The organism is Tenacibaculum mesophilum, from assembly GCF_003867075.1.
Lineage (GTDB): Bacteria > Bacteroidota > Bacteroidia > Flavobacteriales > Flavobacteriaceae > Polaribacter > Polaribacter mesophilus.
This window is the reverse complement of sequence record NZ_CP032544.1, coordinates 940,077-956,946: the sequence shown is the minus strand read 5'-3', so window position 1 is coordinate 956,946 and position 16,870 is coordinate 940,077. Positions and strand designations below refer to the sequence as shown.

Sequence of the window (16,870 nt, the reverse complement as noted above, 5' to 3'; positions counted from 1 at the left end):
AGTTATGGCAATAATTATTACAGATGAGTGCATCAACTGTGGGGCATGTGAACCAGAATGCCCAAATACAGCCATTTATGAAGGAGCAAGTGACTGGAAATATAGCGAAGGAACTTCATTAGAAGGAAATGTAACCTTATTAGATGGAGCTTCTGTAAATGCAGACGAGGAGAATGAACCAGTATCAGACGAGTACTATTTTATAGTACCCGATAAATGTACTGAGTGTAAAGGATTTCATGAAGAACCGCAATGTGCGGCAGTATGTCCAGTAGATTGTTGTGTGCCAGATGATGCACATGTAGAAACAGAAGAACAATTGTTAGCAAAGCAAGAGTTCTTACATAACGAATAACAACGCTTTTGTAAGCAAACAACTATTAAAAAACCACATGCAAAGTTTTAGATCAGAAATAGAAAATCCTTTAGTAGAAAAGGATATCCTAGAGTTAGAACGTAAAATACGTTTGTTTAACGAAGGAAAAATAGATGAAGAACGTTTTAGAAGCTTACGTTTAGCCAGAGGAATTTATGGGCAACGTCAGTTTGGGGTACAAATGATTCGTATAAAATTGCCGTATGGTAAAGTTACAAGCGAACAATTACACAGAATTGCAGATGTTTCTGATGAATATTCTCGTGGTCGTTTACACATTACGACACGTCAAGATATTCAAATTCACCACGTAAGTTTAGACAGAACACCTGAGTTATGGGCACAGTTAGAGAAAGACGATATTACATTACGAGAAGCATGTGGTAATGCGGTACGTAATGTTACGGCTTCAGAAACTGCGGGAATCGATCCGAAAGAACCGTTTGATGTAACACCCTACGCACATGCTACTTTTCAATTTTTCTTACGTAATCCAATCTGTCAGGAAATGGGAAGGAAGTTCAAAATGTCTTTCTCAGCTACAGAAGAAGATACTGCGTTGAGTTTTATTCACGATTTAGGATTCATTGCTAAAACGAAAACAGTTGATGGTAAAGAAGTAAAAGGATTTAAGGTATTATTAGCTGGAGGATTAGGGTCACAACCACGTCATGCAGATGTAATTTATGAGTTTTTAGAAGCAGATTTATTGATACCAACTATTGAAGGTGTGTTACGTGTATTTGATCGTTACGGAGAACGTGCTAAAAGAGCCAAAGCTCGTTTAAAATTCTTGGTAAAAGATTTAGGTGTAGATGCTTTCTTAGAACTGGTTGCAGCTGAAAGAAATGCTTTAGCGTATAAAACGTATCCGATAAATACTACCGACTTTGAACAAGACATTGTTTTTGAAACCAACGAAGTTCCATCTGTAGTAATTGAGGATAAAGAAGCGTATCAAAAATGGAAAGAAACTAACGTGATTCAACAAAAACAAGAAGGATTATATGCGATTGGGATTAAAGTTTTGTTAGGAGATTTTTATACCGACAAAGCCCGTTTGTTAGCTGATTTAATCAAGAAATATGGAGCAAATGAGTTACGCTTTACGCTACGTCAAAATATTTTAATTCGTCACGTAAGAGAAGAATTTTTACCATTTTTCTATACGGAATTACAAAAATTAGGTTTTGCTGAGGTAGGATATAACAGTTTGAATGATATCACTGCATGTCCTGGAACTGATACGTGTAATCTAGGTATTGCAAGTAGTACAGGAATTGCAGCAGAGTTAGAACGTGTGTTAAAAGCTGAATATCCACAGTATGTAAATAACAAAGACATCACGATTAAAATTAGTGGCTGCATGAACGCTTGTGGACAACACAACATGGCACATATTGGTTTTCAAGGAATGTCTATAAAAGTAGGTAAGTTATTAGCTCCGGCTTTACAAGTATTAGTTGGAGGAGGAGTTTTAGGTGGCGGAAATGGACGTTTTGCTGATAAGTTGATTAAAATTCCAAGTAAAAGAGGACCAGAATCTTTACGAATTTTATTAAACGACTTCGAAAGCCATAAACAAGAAACCGAAGATTTCTTAAGCTATTATGATAGACAAGGAAAAACATATTTCTATGAGCTGTTAAAAGAGTTGTCAGACACGACCAATTTAACGGAAGACGATTTTGTTGATTGGGGTCACGATAAAAACTATGTAAAAGCCATAGGAGTTGGTGAATGTGCAGGAGTGGTGATAGACTTAGTAGCAACTTTACTGTTTGAAAGTGAAGAAAAGCTAGAAAACGCTTCACAAGCCTTGAACAATCAACAATGGTCAGATAGTATTTATCACGCTTATGCAGCTATGGTAAACACTGCCAAAGCCTTGTTAACAGCAGAAGGAGCAAAAACCAATACACAAGCAGGAATCATTACCAATTTTGATGAACTGTTTGTAGCAACAAATAAAATAGAATTATCAAGTTCATTTGCAGAATTGATTTATCAAATCAATAAAAATGAACCTACGGAAGCTTTTGCAAAGAAGTATTTAGAAGAAGCATCATCATTTTATAAAACAATTGATGCTTACAGAAAAGTAGCCGTAGAAAGTTAAAAAAGGAGAGTCCAATGAAAAATCAACCGAAATTAACCGTAGTAGGTGCAGGACCAGGAGATGCTGATTTAATCACCTTAAAGGCCATCAAAGCATTAGAACAAGCTGATGTGGTATTTTACGATGCATTGGTGAATAATGAATTGTTAGGATATGTGAATCCGAATGCAGAATTAATTTTTGTGGGAAAACGCAGAGGATGCTATAGTTATCAACAAGAACAAATCAATGAGTTGATTGTAGCGAGAGGATTTTCTCACGGACATGTAGTACGTTTAAAAGGAGGCGACCCTTTCATTTTTGGTAGAGGGGCAGAAGAAATCGAGTATGCCGCAAAACATGGATTAGAGGTTGCTGTTGTACCAGGGATTTCTTCTTCGTTAGCGGTACCAGCGTATCAGAACATTCCGTTGACAAAAAGAGGAAGTTCAGAAAGCTTTTGGGTTATTACAGGAACGACTAAACAGCACCAATTATCGAATGATGTTGCCTTAGCAGCAAAATCGAGTGCAACGGTTGTTATTTTAATGGGAATGGGCAAACTTTCAGAAATTATTCAGCTTTTTAAAGCAGAAGGAAAGAATGAATTACCAGTAGCTATTATTCAAAATGGAACTACTCCTGAAGAAAAAATAGGAATTGGTACTGTGGATACTATAGAAGAAGTAGTGGCAAAAAACAATTTGAGCAACCCTGCTATTATTCTGTTAGGAGATGTAGTAAATCACAGACAGCAATTATTACAAGTGCAAGAAGAACTCACTTTAAAAGAAGTGGTGTAAAGATATTTTAGTAATGGTAAAGCAAAAAATACAACGAAGTATTCGAATCACAAAATATGTTCTTTATAAAGAAACCTTACTTGATTATAAAGAGAGTTTTTGGTCTTTTACAGGTGCTTTTTTTGGTATTGGAATCATCGCTTTTATTCAATCTTTTTATTTACCAGATGTAGAAAATATTTTCTTGATAGGCTCTTTTGGAGCGACTTGTGTTTTGATTTACGGAGCTATACAAAGCCCCTTAGCACAACCAAGAAATTTAATTGGCGGACATGTAATATCAGCAATTATAGGAGTAACGATTTACAAATTTTTTCCAAACATTGTGTGGTTAACAGCACCATTAGCGGTTTCGAGCTCTATTGTAGCGATGCAGTACACAAAAACACTTCATCCTCCAGGAGGCGCAACAGCATTAATAGCTATTATAGGAACTGAAAAAATTAAAGGGTTAGGTTACCTGTATGTGTTGGCTCCTGTATTAACAGGAACACTCATTTTATTTGTAGTAGCTCTTTTGTTTAACAATATGACTCCAAGCAGGTGTTACCCTACCAATAGAAAGTTTACGAGATTCTTTAAAAAGAGAAGAAAAATAAAAGAAGTAGATAAGTTATAAATATAATGGAAGAAAGAAATAATTTATATCCAATTTTTTTAAAAACTAAGGAATTGGAAGTACTAATTGTAGGAGGTGGATTTGTAGCAGAAGAAAAACTACGATTTTTATTAAAATCAAGTCCAGATGCTAAAGTAACGATGGTCGCTCCTTTTTTTAGAGATGAAACTGTTACTATTGCTCAAAAAGGTAAGGTGAATATGATAAAGGATAGCTATAACGATACGTATTTACAAGAAAAACATTTAGTGATTGCAACTACAGATGTTTCAGAGGTAAATATGCAGGTGTATAAAGATTGTAGAAGCCAACATAAATTGGTAAATGTAGCTGATAATCCACCATATTGCGATTTTTATATGGGAGGAATTGTTACCAAAGGGAACGTAAAAGTAGCTATTTCAACCAATGGTAAATCACCCACAACAGCTAAAAGATTACGTCAGTTTTTTGAAGAAGTAATTCCAGAAGACATCAATCAATTAGTGAAAAATTTGAATAGTTACAGAAAAACCATCAAAGGAAACTTTGAACAAAAAGTAGAAACATTAAATAAGCTAACCGAGAGTTTAGTGAAATAAGTAGAACATGATACAAACAGATATATTAATTATTGGAGCGGGTCCAACAGGACTATTTACAGTTTTTGAAGCAGGATTATTAAAACTACGTTGTCATTTAATTGATGCTTTACCGCAACCAGGTGGGCAGTGTTCAGAAATTTATCCGAAGAAACCTATTTATGATATTCCTGCATATCCAGAGATTTTAGCAGGAGATTTAACGAAGAATCTGATGGAACAAATCAAGCAATTTGAACCAGGGTTTACCTTAGGTGAGCGTGCAGATACTATTGAAAAGCAAGACGATGGAACATTTATCGTAACTACCAATAAAGGAACAAAACACCAAGCACCTGTTGTAGCTATTGCAGGAGGACTGGGAAGTTTTGAACCTCGTAAACCACCTATTCCAAATATTGCTGATTTTGAAGACAAAGGAGTGGAGTACATGATTAAAGAACCAGAACTGTATCGTGATAAAGATGTGGTAATTGCTGGAGGTGGAGATTCTGCGTTAGATTGGTCTATTTTCTTAACAGATGTAGCAAAATCGGTAACCTTAATTCACAGAAGAAATGAGTTTAGAGGAGCATTAGATTCTGTAGAAAAAGTTCAAGAGTTAAAGAATTTAGGAAAGATAAACTTAATTACACCTGCTGAGGTAAAAGCAGTATTAGGAGAAAATTATGTAACAGGTGTTGTAGTAGAAGAAAAAGGGAAAGAACCTTACATGATAGATACTGATCATTTTATTCCGCTATTTGGATTGGCGCCAAAGTTAGGTCCTATTGCCAATTGGGGATTAGAAATTGAGAAAAACGCGATTAAAGTAAACAATGCGTTAGATTATCAAACGAATGTTGAAGGTATTTATGCCATTGGTGATGTGAATACTTATCCAGGAAAATTAAAATTGATTTTATGTGGATTCCACGAAGCAACGTTAATGTGTCAAAGTGCTTATAAACGTATATATCCAGATAAAAAATATGTGATGAAATATACCACTGTTGGTGGTGTAGACGGTTTTGATGGAACAAGAAAAGAAGCGCCAAAAGCGGTAGTAAAAGCAATTGAATAATTGGGGATTAGGATGAAAGTAGTTAGGAGTTTAGCGAATAAGTTTGTTGTAATTACAAATTTTTAGTAAGCCCCTTCACCAGCAAAACTAAAATAGCCTACCTAACTACTGATTCCTATAATAAATTGTTACTGATGGATAATCAAGATATTAATATAAAAATAACAGATCGAGAAGGTGTAATGCACGAGGTAGTTGCTCCGACAGATATGGCAATGAATTTAATGGAGGTAGTTCGTTCTTATGAGCTTGCTCCAGAAGGAACTATTGGAATCTGTGGAGGAATGGCGATGTGTGCCTCTTGTCAATGTTATGTAAAATCAAATCATGAATTGCCAGAAATGAATGATGATGAAGATGCAATGTTAGCAGAAGCATTTCATGTAGAAGAAAATAGCCGATTAGGATGCCAGATTCAAATAACACTTGAATTAGAAGGATTAGAGGTTGAGTTAGCTCCTGAAAGTTAGTTATTTTTGTAAAAAAAGAATAAATGCAATTTAAACAATACGATTTATCATTAAAAGATGATGTAGCAAATTTTACAAAACAATTATTTTACGCATTGTTTAATGATGTATGTCAAGAAAAAGCAAATCATTTAAAAGAAAAGTTTAAAAAAATTTTAAACGGGTTGGCTATCAAAAATGCTTCGGTAACATGGGTTGCATACCAACAAACATTTTGTGGAATACGAGAAAAGTTAGATTTAGATGCCAAGGCATTTGAAAAGACTGACCCAGCCTGTAAAAGCTTAGGTGAAGTGTATCTAGCCTATCCAGGGTTTCATGCGATTGCTGTATATCGTTTGAGTCATGAATTGTACAAAATGAAAATACCGATTTTACCAAGAATGATGAGTGAATATGCGCATGGATTAACAGGAACAGATATCCATCCAGGAGCAACCATTGGCGATTCGTTTTTTATAGATCATGCAACAGGAATTGTAATTGGAGAAACTACCATTATTAAAGAAAACGTAAAAATATATCAAGGAGTTACCCTAGGAGGAATTCAAGTTAAAAAAGAATTAGCTTCTACAAAAAGGCACCCAACCATTGAAAATAATGTAACCATTTATGCCAACGCAACTATCTTAGGAGGCGATGTAGTGATAGGAAGAGATAGTATTATTGGCGCTAATGTTTGCGTAACCACCTCTGTACCTGAAGGTTCTATTGTAACCTATGAGTCAGAAAATAAAATAACCACTAGAAAATCCTACGTTAAATGATGTAGGTACCAAATTAACCATGAAAACTAAAACAATTATAGATAGTATAGGAAATACGCCACTCATAGAAGTTTCAAACATTCTTAAAAAAGAAGGCGTAAAACTATTATTAAAACTAGAGGGAAATAACCCTGGCGGAAGCGTAAAAGATAGAGCAGCTTTTAATATGATTGCTGAAGCTATTAAAAGGAAAAATATCCGTCCAGGAGATTATTTAGTAGAAGCAACTAGTGGAAATACAGGAATAGCGTTAGCGCTCATGGCAAAAGTGTTAGGAGTAAACATGGTATTGGTGATGCCTGAGAACTCTACAGAAGAACGTGTGAAGACTATGCGTGCATACGGAGCTGAGGTTATTTTAACGGATGCAGAAAGAGGTATTGAAGGTTCTAGAGATGTCGCCTTAGAGTTACGCTATAAAAAAGGCTATTTTATGCTGAATCAGTTTGAAAACACCGATAACTGGAAAGCACACTATAAAACTACAGGTCCAGAAATTTGGAACGACACCGAAGGAGAAGTAACTCATTTTGTTTCAGCGATGGGAACTACAGGAACCATTATGGGAGTTTCTACCTATTTAAAAGAACAAAATCCAGAGGTGCAAATTGTAGGAGCACAACCTAAAGACGGAGCTAGAATACCAGGAATTCGTAAGTGGTCGCCAGAATACCAACCAAAATTCTTTAATAAAAGTAAGGTAGATCAAGTGGTAGAGTTAGATGAAAATGATGCTAAAAACATGACTAGAAAGTTAGCACAAGAAGAAGGTGTTTTTGCAGGAATGAGTAGTGGAGGAGCAGTACATGCAGCTTTAGAAATAGCTAAAACGATTGATAAGGGTGTGATCGTTGCAGTTATTTGCGACAGAGGAGACCGCTATTTATCTTCTGATTTGTTTCAATAGACTGTCTTTACTTATTTTATAATACAAAAATTCCCGTCTAAGCGGGGATTTTTAAATTTATACTTTATAAAAAAGTAGACAAGAACAAGAAATTACTTTTAGTCATTGTTATGTGTAGTTTACTTATAATTTTCAATTTTATTAATAATATTAATAATTTTTAAGATTTCTTCTTGAGCTTCATTACCGAATTTATTTTTATAACTGTTAATAAATTTAAATTGCTTGAAAAAATCTTTTAAAGAATCAATATTGTTAAAATTAGAGGCTACTAAAAAATCATCGAAATTGTGTTTTATTATGAATTCTAGATCTCTATTTAGTAGGATTTTACTTAAAGATTTATCAGTAGGAGGAATTTCATTTAATATATTATACATTAAACTGTAGTTTTCTTTAAATAAAGACCTAAGTTTTTTATAAAAAGAAAACATTTCTGGTTTCATTTTAATTATACCTTTTGCTGAGTTTAAATAAATATTTTTGTGTACTAAGTCTATTTTAAGATTCTTTTCATAAAGGTGACTAACTATTGTATATATTATTTCAGAATTGTAGTTTAAAGATATGCTAAAGGGCAATTTTTCAATTTTATTGGGTATTTGTCTAATGATTGAAGAAGATACAGTGTCTTTATCTACTGTCATAACAATTTCTTCATTAAGACTATTATTTAAATAACTTAATAACATTTCTTTATTGTTAAAAATAACATCAATATTACGACGTAATAACTGATTAAAGGATGTTTCGAGCTTCTTTATCTTATCCTTTTTTAAGTAATTATTATTTTTAGAGATTAACATTTCTCCTTTAGATAATATAAGTTTATCTAAGTCCTTTTGTGTCAAAAGGAAGGGGAATTTAAAAATAAGTTCATTTTTAGATTCATTTACAAGTGATGAAAAATCATATTCTCGTTGATATTTATCATTTAATTCACAGAAAAATTTAACCCTTTGAATAATCTTTTCTTTGAATTCAATATTTGTTTTATCAAAGTTTAGTTTCAATATCATACCGCCATTGTTTTCAAAATTTAATTTTTCATTTTGAGAACATGAGTTGATAGAAATAAAAAGTGCTAATAAATATATATACTTCATTCTATTTTTTAAATTATGAATTTAGATTTATTATTTAAGTTGTTGAACTATAGTAAAAGTTGTGGTTGATTCAATTTGGGATAAAAGAATAAAAACTTCTTTTATCCGTGTGTTTAAATGTGATAAGCGTAGTTTTTAGCAATTTTAATCTTTTTAAGTAAGCGTTAGCCAATATAAAATAAAATAAAAAACCGTACAAAAAATGTACGGTTATATTATCAGTTAACTTACGTTAATCATGTAGTAGTTTTATATTAATTTTAATACTGCCTTATAGTAATGTTAAATTAAAAGAGATAAAACTATTATTTCCTAGTATAATTAATATTGAAATGAAGCAGAAGCACTACCACTACTGTTAATCTCTTCTACGTTTTCTACCAAAACCTGCAGCAGGTTTGTTATCATTTCTTCTTGAGGAGTTGTTTTCGTTACGTCTTCTACCAAAACTTTTTCTGCTATCAGTAGGCTTATCACTTCTACGTTTTTTACCATTGAATCCGCCACCACTTCTACGTGATTTTCTTCCACCACCACTACGATCGTTTTTAGTAATTTCGATATTCACTGATCGTCCATTAAAATCTGGATCATTTGCTGCAAAGGCATCTAAAGTTTCTTTTTCGAAGTTTTTATCGATTTCAAAGAAAGAAAAAGTATCTAATATATCTATAGCTCCAATTTCAATTTTATCACCAATGTTCTGATCGTTGATTAAACCAATTAACTTGGCTGGGTTTAAACGATCTTTTCTTCCTAAATTGATGAAGAAACGGGTCATGTTTTCACTAGAAGAACGTCCTCTTGAATTTTCTCTTGAAGATAAGTTGTTTAAATCAGGAGCATTTTCGTAGTAAGATAAGAAGGTGTTAAACTCTAAAGAAACAAACTTTTGAATTAACTCTTCACGACTTAAATCTTCTAATTTTTCGTAAATACTTGGTAAAAAACCTTCAATTTGTTCTGTGTTTACCTCAGTATTATGAACTTTATCAATTAAATGAAATAATTGGTTTTGACATATTTCCTTGCCAGATGGAATAGGAGTGTGAACAAATTGTTTTTTTATAATACGTTCAATAGGACGTAACCTGCCTTGTTCTTTTTTGCTTACTAAAGCAATGGAAACTCCTTTGTTACCGGCTCTACCAGTTCTACCACTACGGTGATTGTAGTTTTCAATTTGATCTGGTAATTTATGATTAATAACGTGTGTTAAGTTGTTAACGTCCAATCCACGAGCAGCAACATCAGTAGCTACTAATATTTGAATGTTCTTTTTACGAAACTTCTCCATTACAGAGTCACGTTGAGCTTGTGATAAATCACCATGTAAAGAATCAGCATTATAACCATCTCTAATAAGATTATTAGCTACTTCTTGTGTTTCTCTACGTGTTCTACAGAAAACAATTCCGTAAATATCAGGGTTTAAATCAGCTACTCTTTTTAAAGCAGGATAACGAGTTTTTTCGTTTACTAAGTAATACTCATGACTTACATTATCTGAGCCTTGGTTTTTTTGTCCAGATGTAACTTCTACAGGGTTAGTCATGTAGTTTTTTGCAATATCTTCTACTTCTCTAGGAAAAGTTGCAGAAAACAATAATGTTTGTTTGGTGTTTGGTGTAGCTTCTAAAACTTGGTCTAGTTCATCTTTAAAGCCCATGTTAAGCATTTCATCAGCTTCGTCAAGTACTAACCATTGTACATTACCAAGCTTTAAAGCTCTTCTTTTAATTAAGTCTACAGTTCTACCAGGAGTACCTACAACTATTTGAACACCTTTTTTAAGTTTTCTTATTTGCTCTTCAATATTAGCTCCACCATAAACAGTAGCTACTTTTAAGTTAGGTAAATACTTTGAAAAGTCTTCAATGTTTTTTCCTATTTGTACTGCTAGTTCACGAGTAGGAGATAAGATGATTGCTTGTGTGTGTGTGCTTGTTTGATCAGCAAGTTCAATAATAGGTAAACTAAAGGCAGCAGTTTTACCTGTACCTGTTTGTGCAAATGCTTTTAAATCTTCTGTAGAAGAAATTATTTGTGGAATTGCTTTTTCTTGAATTACTGTTGGCTTTTCATAACCTAAATCGGTTAATGCCTTATTGATAGGTTCTTGCAAACCTAAATCTAAAAATGTTGACATACTGTGTTTTTAGAGAACCCACAGATGCCCCTCCGCGAATTCTATAATTAATATTAATTAAATCGTTTTAGCACGATTTTTTTTGGACGGTGCAAAAGTACACTAAATAAAATGAATAGAGGCTAACTATTTTGTTTTTTGTAAGTTGCTTATTTCTAGATTTATATCTTTAGCAGATAAGCTAGTATAACCATTTTGAATAATTCCGTTTTTATCAACTAAAATCATACGAGGAAATTTACTGGTGGTAAAATCACATACGGCACTTTCGCTAGGTATGGTGTATTGATATTTTACATCTACGTTTTTTGTAAATCTTTTAGAAGAGTCGCACAAATTAACAAGAACAAAATTAATATCAGGATTTTTTTTAACTAAATAATTGAAACGAGAAGAAACCCAATCATCTGATGCATACTCGTAGTTTTTTAATAAAACAACAGTGTTTTTATTTTTAGAAATGTTAGAAAACTCTTTTAACTCTCCGTCTGCTGCAATTAGTTTGAAAGGAGGTAATTTCTCTCCTTTATTTAGAACTTTTAAATCATTAATCAAACGCTGAACATTTTTTTTATGCTCGTTGTTGGTGTTTAACTTAAAAAAAGTAAAAAATGCTTCACTTTTAACTTCGCTACTAGGCTCTTCGTAAAAATTACGAATAACAGCATTGTACAACATTTTATTTTTAACAGTCTCGAGAGTTACATTTTCGTTAATGGCATGCAAAAGATTTTGTGTGAATTTATCAGTTTTCACTCCGTTACTTTTCTGATAAGCATCATTATTAATTTTTTCCATCACGAATCTGTAGTAAGGTCCATAAAACATCAAAGAGTCTTTATTAGGAGCCTTTTCGCGGTAACTGTAATAAGAACTACTAAAATTTTGAATGTTATTATTTAAATTTTTAATAGCATATTGTTCTAATCTAGTATATAAAGGGAAGTTTAAAGATATATCAAAAACATCTAAAAAACCAGAAACATCATTACTGTTAGTTTTATAGTTTTCAAGAATAATCTTTTTATCTGATTTCATTGAATCTATCTTAGCCAAAAATTCATTTTTAGGTAAAGAAAGATATGCGAAGGTATTTTTAAAATCTTGCTCATATTGTAAAAAGGACTCTAACAAGAGATTATTACGTTCAGCATTTATACCGCTAAAAACTAATGATTCATCAAAGTCCCATGTGTTCAGTCTAATTAACAAACTATCAGAAGGTTGCATGTATACATATTGAAGCTCATTCCCATGATGAAAGATGTATAAACCTTCTTTAAATTTCTTATAGCTACCTAGGAACGTATTGTTTTTGCTAAGAGGTATAGTGTCGTTAAAATCGTAATTGTCTGATAATACAACAAAATCACATTTAGGATTGATGATTTTACCCCCAAAATAGGTAGGCTTATCCTTATCAGACTTATTACATCCAATAAACACAATTAATATGAGAGGTATAAAATACTTAATCATAATTCAAATTATCCTAAATATTAAAGTTCAAAAATAGATAACTCTTTAATATTAGGCTGTTAATTCGTTGTTAAAAACGAATTAAAACGAGCCAAAAGTAAGATGTTAAAAACTTTAATGCAAATTCTTTTATAGTCTTTAGTTTTTATATTTTTGCACGGAATTTAAAAAAATATACATGTTATCAGTTTCTAATTTATCAGTTCAGTTTGGAAAACGTGTTTTGTTTGATGAAGTAAACACAAAGTTTACTCAAGGAAATTGCTACGGAATTATCGGAGCAAATGGAGCGGGAAAATCTACATTTTTAAAGATTTTATCAGGAAAACAAGAACCAACTTCAGGGCAAGTTCATTTAGAACCAGGAAAGAGAATGTCTGTATTAACACAAGATCATTATGCTTTTGATGAGTATACTGCCTTAGAAGCTGTGTTAATGGGAAACAAAGAACTGCACAAAATAAAATCAGAAATAGATGCATTATATGCTGATTATTCTGACGAAAATGCAGAAAAAATTGGTGAGTTGCAAGTTCGTTTTGAAGAAATGGACGGTTGGAATGCCGATGCTTCTGCTGCAAGTTTACTGTCAAATTTGGGTATTAAAGAAGAAGATCATTACACATTATTATCAGAATTAGACTCTAAGAAAAAAGTACGTGTATTATTGGCACAAGCTTTATTTGGGAATCCTGATGTATTAATCATGGATGAGCCTACAAACGATTTGGATTTTGAAACTATTTCTTGGTTAGAAAATTTCTTAGCAAATTATGATAACACAGTAATTGTAGTATCTCATGACCGTCACTTTTTAGATGCTGTTTGTACGCATATTTCTGATATAGACTTTGGAAAAATTAATCATTATTCAGGAAATTATACTTTCTGGTATGAGTCTTCTCAATTAGCAGCTAAACAAAGAGCTCAACAAAATAAAAAGGCAGAAGATAAAAAGAAAGAATTAGAAGAGTTTATTCGTCGTTTTTCTGCAAACGTGGCTAAATCTAAACAAGCAACTTCACGTAAGAAAATGATTGAGAAACTAAATGTTGATGAAATTAAACCTTCTTCACGTCGTTATCCTGCAATTATTTTTGAAAGAGATAGAGAAGCGGGAGACCAGATTTTAAATATTGAAGGTTTATCAAAAAAGGATGCAGAAGGAGAGTTATTGTTTTCAAATGTTGATATTAATTTGAATAGAGGAGATAAAGTTGCCGTTATTTCTAAAAACTCTAAAGCAACTACAGCTTTTTATCAAGTAATTTCAGGTAATGAAGAAGCAGATTCAGGTAAATATAGTTGGGGTGTAACAACTACTCAATCGTATTTACCAGCAGATAACTCTGCTTATTTTCAAAATGGAGAGTTAAATTTAGTAGATTGGTTACGTCAATACGCACAAACTGAAGAGGAGAGAGAGGAAGTATTTTTAAGAGGTTTCTTAGGAAAAATGATTTTTTCAGGAGAAGAGGCTTTAAAGAAAAGTAATGTATTATCTGGAGGAGAGAAAGTACGTTGTATGCTATCTCGTATGATGATGACAAGAGCTAATATTTTAATGCTAGATGAACCAACAAATCACCTAGATTTAGAGTCTATTCAAGCGTTGAATAATTCATTAATAAACTTCAAGGGAACTGTATTGTTTACTACACATGACCATGAGTTTGCACAAACAGTAGCTAATAGAATAATAGAGATTACACCTAAAGGGATTATTGATAAGTATGCTACTTTCGATGAATATTTAGAGGACTCTAAAGTAAAAGAATTAAGAGAGAAAATGTATTCTTAAATTATTAATTAAAAAAAACAGCCATAATATCATATAAAATTATGGCTGTTTTTTTATGCCACATTTCTGTAATATAATTCATCCATAATATCTTTTGAGCCTTTGCCACAAAAAAGCAAATTCTTTTTATTTTTTAAAGAAAACTGATAAGCTTCTACAATTGAATTAACCCCTAGAGTATCAATATTAGTAACATTACTAATATCTATGTTAATGTCTTTATATTTTTTTATAAAAGAATAAATCATTACTTCAAAAAGCTGAACGTTGGTAAGAGTTAAGTCACCTGATATCTTTAAATAATTTTTAGAGCTTTTAATTTTAAATTCCATAATACATAGTTTTAAATTTATATTATAAAATTATAACTTGCTTTTAAAATAAATAGCTTATTTCGTTGGAATTCAGTTTTCTATAGTTGATTAGGTTGTTTTAATAGATAAATTAGTTATAAGTATTACTCTTGGTTATCATTAACTATTTCAAAGAAGCTAAAAACGTTACCACCATAGCGTTTTTCATAGTTATAATAGGGATGTTGAGATAAATCTGTATGTTTTGAGTGCTCAATTATCAAAAGCCCATCATTATTTAACAAGTTGCGATCAAAAACTATGTCAGCTATTTTTAAAAATTGTTTTTCTTCAAAGTCATATGGAGGGTCAGCAAAAATTACATCTACTTTAAGGGGCGTTTTTTCTAAAAACTTATATACATCACTTTTATAGCTGTTAATAGACATGTTTAAATCCTTAGCTGTCTGATTAATGAATTTTATACAAGCATAATGAGCGTCAACAGCATTAATGGTTTCAGTACCTCGAGAAGCAAATTCGTAACTTATGTTTCCTGTTCCAGCAAATAAATCTAGTACAGAAATGTTTTCAAAATAATAGAAGTTATTTAAAATATTAAATAAAGACTCTTTTGCCATATCTGTTGTGGGTCTTACAGGCAGGTTTTTAGGAGCTGTAATTCTTTTACTTTTATATTTTCCAGAAATAATTCGCATTAGGCTATGAGTATAAAATTAGAGTGATTCGAAAAGTCTTTACTATCGGCAAAAAAACTATTAATTGGATTAATAAAGTGAATATTTCGAATGTATGAATAAGTAATAGAATATATATCTGATTCTTTCTCAATATCACCGATAAATGTCAATTGGAAAGAATTTGGATCCATTTGTAATTGTTCAGCAGTGAAAAGAATGTAATATATAAAATCTTCTTTTGTATTGTATAAAAATGAATTATAAAATAATAGTTTGCCTTCTTTACAAACAACGATATCTAAATAAGAAGAAGAAACATATACAAAGAATTGATCTTCAGAATCATTCTCAGAATAGTTTAGTAGTTTATCTATTAAAACTGTTGAATGATGTTTGTATTCAAATTCCCCAAAATTTTGAAAAAGGTAGTTGTTGATATTTACATAAGGTATATAAACTGTATTAGCAGCTATTACAGTATGTAAATCGTAGGTTATAAAATCTGTTTTTAACGTTTTTACGTTATAATTTAAATATGGAACTAAATTATTTCTATCAAAGAGCTTGTTAGGAACCAACGTAGCTAAATTGTTTTGATGAATGGCAAAAACAGCTGTAAAGTCTTGTTGTAAATCTTTGTCAGTATCAAAAACACGGATGATTTTATCTAGTAATAGTTCTGGAGAAGCAATAGAGTCAGAAAATGTATACTTGGTAAAAAGAAGAGTTTCTTTTGTTTCTGAGTTTGATATACAAAAAGAAAATCCATCCAAACTAAATTGGATGGATAAACTTTTATACTGCGCATTAGCGCTAATTTTTTTACTCTTTTTTTGCAATTGCGTCACCTTTATCGTAATAAGGAGGCCAGTTACCACCTACAGTTACTTCAGTTAAAGAACCAACAGAAACAAACTCACCTTTAATTTGATCTGTCTCAATGGCTTCTAATTCTTGCTTTATTAAAGAAGGATTCATTCCTTTTAAGATAGGTTTCTTAGAAACCTTCGCCTCAAAAACTGGAACTTCTAAGCCAGCAACTTTTTCAACTCTACCTGTAGCTAATTCAAATTTTTCTTCTGTACCAGGAACATCAAACATAGTAGCATACTCTTTACCTTCAAAGTATTTTAAAACAGGCTCGTACCCTACAGTATCAATAACTTTAACAGATATATCTTTAGTAATACCACCACCTAACTCAACAGTTTTTTCAACGTTTTTAGTTTCTGTAATAGCTAATTGACCATTTTTAATAAAGGCAAGCAAAGTATCTTTATTATTAGTATATGTTCCGTAAACTTCTTTATATTTTACTTCAGCGTCTCGAATCAACTTTAAATTCTTAATAACCTTAGCATAACGTACTCTCTTGTCTTTGTTAAAATTAATAGGTTCCATAACACCATTATAAATTTTATATACTAAAAAGACAGTTGCTCCTAATAATAATATAGAGACTAACCATCTCATTTTTAGAGGAACAAACTTAACAACAAGTAATGCTAAAAGAACTGCAACTACAACAGCTGCTAAAATCATTAATAATAAATTCATTTTTTTAATTTTTAATGTATGATATTCGCAAATCTACAATTTTTTTTCAATGATGAAAATAATTATTTAGAAATAGACTTATCTTTGAATATTATTTGAT

17 protein-coding genes are annotated in these 16,870 nt (G+C 31.7%); 10 read left to right on the top strand and 7 right to left on the bottom strand.

The window, feature by feature from the left end; genetic code table 11:
* The first annotated feature begins 4 nt into the window (after window positions 1-4).
* From D6200_RS04455 to cysM, 9 genes are all read left to right on the top strand, one after another.
* On the top strand, window positions 5-355 hold the full coding sequence (locus D6200_RS04455) for a 4Fe-4S dicluster domain-containing protein (protein ID WP_073182919.1): 351 nt from the start codon (window positions 5-7) through the stop codon (window positions 353-355).
* Between the two features lie 37 nt (window positions 356-392).
* Window positions 393-2,495, top strand: coding sequence for a HEPN domain-containing protein (locus tag D6200_RS04450; RefSeq protein WP_073182917.1), 2,103 nt, complete (start codon window positions 393-395; stop codon window positions 2,493-2,495).
* A 14-nt stretch (window positions 2,496-2,509) separates the two neighbouring features.
* Entirely contained in the window at window positions 2,510-3,277 is a 768-nt protein-coding gene (gene cobA / locus D6200_RS04445; protein WP_073182915.1) for a uroporphyrinogen-III C-methyltransferase, read from the top strand.
* A 13-nt stretch (window positions 3,278-3,290) separates the two neighbouring features.
* Complete coding sequence (locus D6200_RS04440) at window positions 3,291-3,896, top strand: HPP family protein (RefSeq protein WP_047789525.1); 606 nt, start codon at window positions 3,291-3,293, stop codon at window positions 3,894-3,896.
* A gap of 5 nt (window positions 3,897-3,901) precedes the next feature.
* The gene (locus tag D6200_RS04435; RefSeq protein ID WP_047789526.1) at window positions 3,902-4,477 is read left to right on the top strand and encodes a precorrin-2 dehydrogenase/sirohydrochlorin ferrochelatase family protein; all 576 of its coding nucleotides are present in this window, start codon (window positions 3,902-3,904) and stop codon (window positions 4,475-4,477) included.
* Window positions 4,478-4,484: 7 nt separating this feature from the next.
* Window positions 4,485-5,540, top strand: a complete 1,056-nt coding sequence (locus tag D6200_RS04430; protein ID WP_073182913.1) for an NAD(P)/FAD-dependent oxidoreductase — start codon at window positions 4,485-4,487, stop codon at window positions 5,538-5,540.
* Window positions 5,541-5,674: 134 nt separating this feature from the next.
* Window positions 5,675-6,010: a 2Fe-2S iron-sulfur cluster-binding family protein gene (locus tag D6200_RS04425; protein WP_073182911.1), complete on the top strand. Its 336-nt coding sequence runs from the start codon at window positions 5,675-5,677 to the stop codon at window positions 6,008-6,010.
* Window positions 6,011-6,033: 23 nt separating this feature from the next.
* Window positions 6,034-6,777 carry a serine O-acetyltransferase EpsC gene (gene epsC / locus D6200_RS04420; RefSeq protein WP_073182909.1) on the top strand — a complete coding sequence of 248 codons (744 nt, stop codon included), beginning with the start codon at window positions 6,034-6,036 and terminating at the stop codon, window positions 6,775-6,777.
* 19 nt (window positions 6,778-6,796) lie between these two features.
* A complete protein-coding gene (gene cysM, locus D6200_RS04415; RefSeq protein ID WP_073182907.1) occupies window positions 6,797-7,684 on the top strand; it encodes a cysteine synthase CysM in 888 nt (295 codons plus the stop codon).
* 119 nt (window positions 7,685-7,803) lie between these two features.
* On the opposite strand, the gene D6200_RS04410 is transcribed toward cysM, so the two are convergent.
* From D6200_RS04410 to D6200_RS04400, 3 genes are all read right to left on the bottom strand, one after another.
* Complete coding sequence (locus D6200_RS04410) at window positions 7,804-8,790, bottom strand: hypothetical protein (protein ID WP_073182905.1); 987 nt, start codon at window positions 8,788-8,790, stop codon at window positions 7,804-7,806.
* A gap of 358 nt (window positions 8,791-9,148) precedes the next feature.
* Entirely contained in the window at window positions 9,149-10,939 is a 1,791-nt protein-coding gene (locus tag D6200_RS04405; RefSeq protein WP_073182902.1) for a DEAD/DEAH box helicase, read from the bottom strand.
* A gap of 126 nt (window positions 10,940-11,065) precedes the next feature.
* Complete coding sequence (locus D6200_RS04400; RefSeq protein ID WP_073182900.1) at window positions 11,066-12,418, bottom strand: hypothetical protein; 1,353 nt, start codon at window positions 12,416-12,418, stop codon at window positions 11,066-11,068.
* A gap of 178 nt (window positions 12,419-12,596) precedes the next feature.
* Between D6200_RS04400 and D6200_RS04395 the strand changes: the two genes are divergently transcribed.
* Window positions 12,597-14,219: an ABC-F family ATP-binding cassette domain-containing protein gene (locus D6200_RS04395; RefSeq protein ID WP_047789534.1), complete on the top strand. Its 1,623-nt coding sequence runs from the start codon at window positions 12,597-12,599 to the stop codon at window positions 14,217-14,219.
* Between the two features lie 53 nt (window positions 14,220-14,272).
* Here the strand turns inward: D6200_RS04395 and D6200_RS04390 are convergent, their stop codons facing one another.
* The 4 genes from D6200_RS04390 to D6200_RS04375 form a co-directional block, all read right to left on the bottom strand.
* Entirely contained in the window at window positions 14,273-14,551 is a 279-nt protein-coding gene (locus tag D6200_RS04390; RefSeq protein WP_073182898.1) for an STAS domain-containing protein, read from the bottom strand.
* 125 nt (window positions 14,552-14,676) lie between these two features.
* On the bottom strand, window positions 14,677-15,231 hold the full coding sequence (locus D6200_RS04385; RefSeq protein WP_073182896.1) for an RsmD family RNA methyltransferase: 555 nt from the start codon (window positions 15,229-15,231) through the stop codon (window positions 14,677-14,679).
* On the bottom strand, window positions 15,231-16,061 hold the full coding sequence (locus D6200_RS04380) for a DUF3822 family protein (RefSeq protein ID WP_239179516.1): 831 nt from the start codon (window positions 16,059-16,061) through the stop codon (window positions 15,231-15,233). Before D6200_RS04380 ends, D6200_RS04385 begins: the two co-directional genes overlap by 1 nt.
* The gene (locus D6200_RS04375; RefSeq protein ID WP_073182894.1) at window positions 16,036-16,770 is read right to left on the bottom strand and encodes a hypothetical protein; all 735 of its coding nucleotides are present in this window, start codon (window positions 16,768-16,770) and stop codon (window positions 16,036-16,038) included. Before D6200_RS04375 ends, D6200_RS04380 begins: the two co-directional genes overlap by 26 nt.
* Window positions 16,771-16,870: the final 100 nt, after the last annotated feature.

Coding starts and splice junctions, on each gene's coding strand:
- D6200_RS04400 (WP_073182900.1), bottom strand. CDS start 12,418: ATGATTAAGTATTTTATACCTCTCATATTAATTGTGTTTATTGGATGT.
- D6200_RS04375 (WP_073182894.1), bottom strand. CDS start 16,770: ATGAATTTATTATTAATGATTTTAGCAGCTGTTGTAGTTGCAGTTCTT.
- cobA (WP_073182915.1), top strand. CDS start 2,510: ATGAAAAATCAACCGAAATTAACCGTAGTAGGTGCAGGACCAGGAGAT.
- epsC (WP_073182909.1), top strand. CDS start 6,034: ATGCAATTTAAACAATACGATTTATCATTAAAAGATGATGTAGCAAAT.
- D6200_RS04405 (WP_073182902.1), bottom strand. CDS start 10,939: ATGTCAACATTTTTAGATTTAGGTTTGCAAGAACCTATCAATAAGGCA.
- D6200_RS04450 (WP_073182917.1), top strand. CDS start 393: ATGCAAAGTTTTAGATCAGAAATAGAAAATCCTTTAGTAGAAAAGGAT.
- D6200_RS04435 (WP_047789526.1), top strand. CDS start 3,902: ATGGAAGAAAGAAATAATTTATATCCAATTTTTTTAAAAACTAAGGAA.
- D6200_RS04440 (WP_047789525.1), top strand. CDS start 3,291: ATGGTAAAGCAAAAAATACAACGAAGTATTCGAATCACAAAATATGTT.
- D6200_RS04410 (WP_073182905.1), bottom strand. CDS start 8,790: ATGAAGTATATATATTTATTAGCACTTTTTATTTCTATCAACTCATGT.
- D6200_RS04395 (WP_047789534.1), top strand. CDS start 12,597: ATGTTATCAGTTTCTAATTTATCAGTTCAGTTTGGAAAACGTGTTTTG.
- D6200_RS04390 (WP_073182898.1), bottom strand. CDS start 14,551: ATGGAATTTAAAATTAAAAGCTCTAAAAATTATTTAAAGATATCAGGT.
- D6200_RS04425 (WP_073182911.1), top strand. CDS start 5,675: ATGGATAATCAAGATATTAATATAAAAATAACAGATCGAGAAGGTGTA.
- cysM (WP_073182907.1), top strand. CDS start 6,797: ATGAAAACTAAAACAATTATAGATAGTATAGGAAATACGCCACTCATA.
- D6200_RS04455 (WP_073182919.1), top strand. CDS start 5: ATGGCAATAATTATTACAGATGAGTGCATCAACTGTGGGGCATGTGAA.
- D6200_RS04385 (WP_073182896.1), bottom strand. CDS start 15,231: ATGCGAATTATTTCTGGAAAATATAAAAGTAAAAGAATTACAGCTCCT.
- D6200_RS04430 (WP_073182913.1), top strand. CDS start 4,485: ATGATACAAACAGATATATTAATTATTGGAGCGGGTCCAACAGGACTA.